Genomic DNA, 4264 nt, shown 5'->3' with positions numbered 1-4264 from the left:
CGAGGTCTTTGCCCTTGTCATGCAGCGGGGCGCCGAAGCCGATGCCGTGCTTGCCGACACGCGCCGACACGATAGACCCGGTCGGCACGTTCGTCGTGGCCGGTCCGCCGTCGTCGGGCAAGACCAACGCCCTCAAGTCGCTCATCACCTCGATGCGGCGACTCGACCCGGCGACCGTGCTGTTCCACTTCGGAGGCCGTCGTGCCCAGCTCAAGGACTATACGAGCTGGACGCGCAGCGCCGTGACGCCGGAGGACGCGAAGGAGCTCGCCAAGGAGATCACCGAGCTGATCGCCGACGACTCGCTCCCGACGAGGGTGCTCATCGTGGTCGAAGACGTGCCCCAGTTCGCCGACAGCCCAGCCGAGCGCGAGATGAAGGCCCTCTTCCAGGCGATCAACCGCAGCGACCACCTGCTCATCGGCGACGCTGACGTCACGCAGGTCACGAGCGGCTTCGGGTTCATCGGCGACTTCAAGGCCGGGCGCAAGGGCATCATCCTCAAGCCCGATTCCTTCGATGGCGACGCGGTGTTCAAGGTGCCGTTCCCGAAGGTCAAGCGCACGGACTTCCCCGAGGGGCGAGGCATCTTCGTGCAGGCCGGTCGCCAGGTGACGGTGCAGCTGCCGCTCGTCGAGGGGTAGGCCCGCGGTGGGGAGTTGTCCCCATCGACGGGGCTGACGAGGGATTGTTAGTGTTTCGGAGCCGGGACGGCAGCTGTCGCCGTGCAGGAAAGACCGGAGGGGATGCCAGATGGACATCATGCTCGACCTCGCCCAGCTGAAAGACGCGAAGCGGGGTCTCGAAGCGGCGATCGGGGAGTTCGACCAGGCAGCGAACACCAATGACGACCTCGAGGACGCGATCAAGCGCCCAGATGGCCGCGGGGACCTCTTGAACCAGGTCATCGACTTCGAAGTGGCCTGGCGCGACAAGCGCGGGAAGCTGCAGGAGAACCTCACGAACATCAGGGACCAGCTCACGTCGATCATCGACGGTTGGTCCGAGTGGGACACGTCGACCGCGAGCGAGCTCGAGGGATCGACGAGCACGCAGTAGGTCAGTGCGAGCAGGGCGGTCTGATGCGGTCTCCGAACACCGGTAACGAACTCCAGATTCTCGAGGGCAATGCGGCCGACATCGTCGCACGGGGCAACCAGCTGAGGACGCTCGCCACGACGATGGACGAGACCGCGACCCAGCTGAAGAGCATCGGCGATTCGTCCGTGCACAAGAGCAAGGGCACCGACAAGCTGGCCGAGATGGCGAGCGAGACCGCGACCGATCTGTCGGCGGCGGCTATCCGCTACTCGGGCACGGGGAAGACGCTGACGACGTACGGCGAGGCACTGGGCGTCGCCAACGCCTGGCTCGCGAGCAACATCGCCGAGGTCGAGGCGGCGGAGCGGGCGTATCAGGCCGCTCTCGACGAGAAGGAAGACGCGGATCTCGCCGCGAGCCTGGCGACGTCGCGCGCCGCAGAAGCCGAACCCGACTCGTCGGCAGCGGATGCGCTGGCCGACGCCGAATCCTCGGCATCGGCGGCAGGGACGAACCTGACGAACGCCACTACCGCGCGCACCGAGATGTGGTCGGCATTCGACAGCGTCTTCGACGAGTGGTCCGACGCCTACGACGCCGCCGTGGACGGCATCGAGAAGGCCATCGATACGGCCGGGAACAACGACGGCTTCTGGGAGTTCATCGACCAGGTGCTCGACGTCATCGCGATCGTCCTGGTGGTGCTCAGCATCATCGCCCTGGTCATTGGCGCGCCGCTGACCGGGCTGCTCGGGGCCATCATCTTCGTCCTGGCGGCGGCGTCTTTCCTGCTGACCACGCTGAAGTTCGCGTTCGGCCGGGCGACGTTGAGCGATGTCGCCTGGAGCGCGGTCGGGTTGCTTCCTTTCGGTCTCGGCAAGTTGCTGTCTCGGGGAGTTCCCACGCTGTCGAGCGTGATCCAGGGCGGACGCGGCGTTGTCACGGCCGCGATCCGAGGTGCCCTGCCGCGCTTCTCCTTCCTGAGGCCGACGACGTGGGGGACGCCGTTCCGATCGCTGTTCGCGCCCGTCCAGTCGGCGCGGGCGTTGCCGAAACCGGGAATGCTCACCAATCCGTTCGACGCGATCAGGTTCGGGGGATCGCAGACAGCCCAGGACTCGACCTTCGTCAACACCATGCGCAGCTCGCCCTACGCCACCAGCCCGGGTGTCCAGCAGTTCATCTCATCCACAGCGGCAAGCCTGCCGGGCGGGATCCGCCAGAGCCTCAACAGTGTGATCTGGGTCGGCTCCTCGGTGGCGGACTGGGCGGGTGTCGCTGATGCTCAGCCCGAGATCGCAGGGCTTCGCGACGTCCGAGTAGGCTGAGTGGCGTGGCAGCAGGAGTTGACAGACGATCGGCGGCAGCGAAGCTCTTTCGAGTGCTCTTCGGTCTCGTGGTGCTCGTGGCCCCCGCGCTTGCCATCGCGTTCCTCCTCGGTTCGTTGATCCTCTCCGGTGGCAAGGCGAGCGACGCCATGGACACGAAGTGGGGAGTCGTCGTCCCCTATCCGCTGTTCATGGTGCCAACAGGTGTGCTCGTTGCTCTCGGCATCGCATCCATCGCGCTGGCGCTCGGCGTCGCGCTCACGAATCGCACGGTCGATGAGCTGCGGGTGCGTCGACTGATCGGTCCCACGCTCGCCTCTGCGGTCTGCTCCTTCGGTCTCTCGCTCACATCGCCCGAAGATCCCACGCGTTTCAACGACGGATTCATCGGGACGCAGTGGATCGCATCGTTCTACTTCCTCGCCGCACTCGGCGTGGTGCTCCTCGGCATCGTGGCGGCCCGAGCTCGAGTCCGCTCCCGAGCCCGCTCCCGGGAGAGTGCTCGCGGATGACGGCCCTCAGCGGGTTCCGCATCATGATGCCCCCCGGCTGGTCGCAGTACCGTGTCGATGAAGAGGGGCGGAAGCGGTACATCGCGAAGGTGTCGTCGCGGATGAAGCAGCTCGGGCAGCCCGAGCTCGACGTGCGGCTGCGGATGCTGGCCACCACCCAGTGGCGTCGGCTGGAGCAGACCCGCACCCACAGCATCTATCTCGCTGATCGGGAGGTCGAGGGGCTGACCCATCTGCCGCTCTCGATCGCGGTCCGCCAGCAGGTCGCGCCGTCCGGTTCCACCTTCGCGGCCGGCCTCCGCACGCTGACGACGGCCGAGATCGTGACCTTCGACACGGCCATCGGGCCGATCCTCCGCTGGGAGTGGACGAAGCCCGGTGAGGGTGAGCTCGAGGGGATCGCCGTCCGCTCGGTCGGGTACGGGTTCGCGCTACCGGAGGAGAACTCCCGGCGGGGGCTCGTCTTCACCGCCTCGCTGCCCTATCCGGACGATGCGGATCCGCTCCTCGTGGAAGCTGCCATCGAGCTCGCCGATTCGATCATGGAGACTTTCCGGTGGCAGTAGAGCTGCAGTACGACTTCACCATCGACGGACGCCGCTGGGTCCCGATTCCGTTCTGCTTTCCATGGAGCGAGTTCGCCACCGCGCAGGAGTGGGCGTCTTTGCTGGCTTCAGATCTGCTCGCAGGCACCGGGGCGGAGTCCACCGCCGAGCTGCTGACCGAGCAGGCGTTGGCGCTGCAGGCGGCACCGACCCCGATCCCCGGGGGCGCGCACGAGCGTTTCTGGCGCACGGAGTACGTCGGCGGCTATCCGATCGTCATCCATCTCTACATCGGCGAGACGTCGGCGACGACGGCCGAAGACCTGCTGCAGTACGCACGGTTGGGCATCGGCGGGTTCGTGCAGACCTGGAGCATCCTCGAAGGAACCGCTTTCGACGTCGCCGTGAACGTTGCCGTGAGCGCGGTGATAACAGACGTGACGAGGGAAGGGTCTCCGGACATGACGGTGGGCGCGGTCCGCTCCATCGGTGTGCGTGACGGGCTGGTCTTCCTGCTCGACTTCCTCGACGAGGATCCCATCCGGTTGGAGGCCGTCCAGCCGGAGGTGGAGGAGATCTTCCGCTCGTTCCGCTTCCGCGCGGCGCCGTCCTCAGCAGCCGGCGCCTGATCCGAACCGCCTCCCGTCGGGTCCTGCGGCTGATCCGCTCGTGGATGGGGAGTTGTCCCCATCGACGTCGGTGCGGGTGGTTCCGTAGGGTGGTGTTATTCGGGCCGGAGGGGTCCGGTTCTCTCGATTTGCGGAGGTGTGGACGATGGCCGATTTCGGTGCGTCTTATGCGGAGATGGAGCAGGTGGCGGGTTCGCTGTCGCAGGCTC

The 4264-nt window shown here is 66.6% G+C and carries 6 protein-coding genes; all 6 read left to right on the top strand.

Going from position 1 to position 4264, the window contains the following annotated elements:
* The first annotated feature begins 152 nt into the window (after positions 1-152).
* The 6 genes from KZA10_RS08725 (at position 153) to KZA10_RS08700 (ending at position 4055) form a co-directional block, all read left to right on the top strand.
* Positions 153-644 (top strand): hypothetical protein, encoded by a 492-nt coding sequence (locus KZA10_RS08725; RefSeq protein ID WP_218682671.1) that lies wholly within the window; start codon positions 153-155, stop codon positions 642-644.
* A gap of 109 nt (positions 645-753) precedes the next feature.
* Positions 754-1059, top strand: a complete 306-nt coding sequence (locus KZA10_RS08720; RefSeq protein ID WP_218682670.1) for a hypothetical protein — start codon at positions 754-756, stop codon at positions 1057-1059.
* A gap of 23 nt (positions 1060-1082) precedes the next feature.
* On the top strand, positions 1083-2369 hold the full coding sequence (locus tag KZA10_RS08715) for a hypothetical protein (RefSeq protein WP_218682669.1): 1287 nt from the start codon (positions 1083-1085) through the stop codon (positions 2367-2369).
* Positions 2370-2374: 5 nt separating this feature from the next.
* Entirely contained in the window at positions 2375-2881 is a 507-nt protein-coding gene (locus KZA10_RS08710) for a hypothetical protein (protein WP_141386562.1), read from the top strand.
* Positions 2878-3447 (top strand): hypothetical protein, encoded by a 570-nt coding sequence (locus tag KZA10_RS08705; protein WP_141386563.1) that lies wholly within the window; start codon positions 2878-2880, stop codon positions 3445-3447. The genes KZA10_RS08710 and KZA10_RS08705 overlap by 4 nt, the downstream gene beginning before the upstream one ends.
* The gene (locus KZA10_RS08700; protein ID WP_141386564.1) at positions 3438-4055 is read left to right on the top strand and encodes a hypothetical protein; all 618 of its coding nucleotides are present in this window, start codon (positions 3438-3440) and stop codon (positions 4053-4055) included. Before KZA10_RS08705 ends, KZA10_RS08700 begins: the two co-directional genes overlap by 10 nt.
* The last annotated feature ends 209 nt before the right edge of the window (positions 4056-4264 follow it).

This window comes from Microbacterium sp. BF1, from assembly GCF_019279095.1.
GTDB classification, from domain to species: Bacteria; Actinomycetota; Actinomycetes; order Actinomycetales; family Microbacteriaceae; genus Microbacterium; species Microbacterium maritypicum.
The sequence above is the reverse complement of the archived record's forward strand: the minus strand, read 5'-3'. Positions and strand labels throughout refer to the sequence as shown.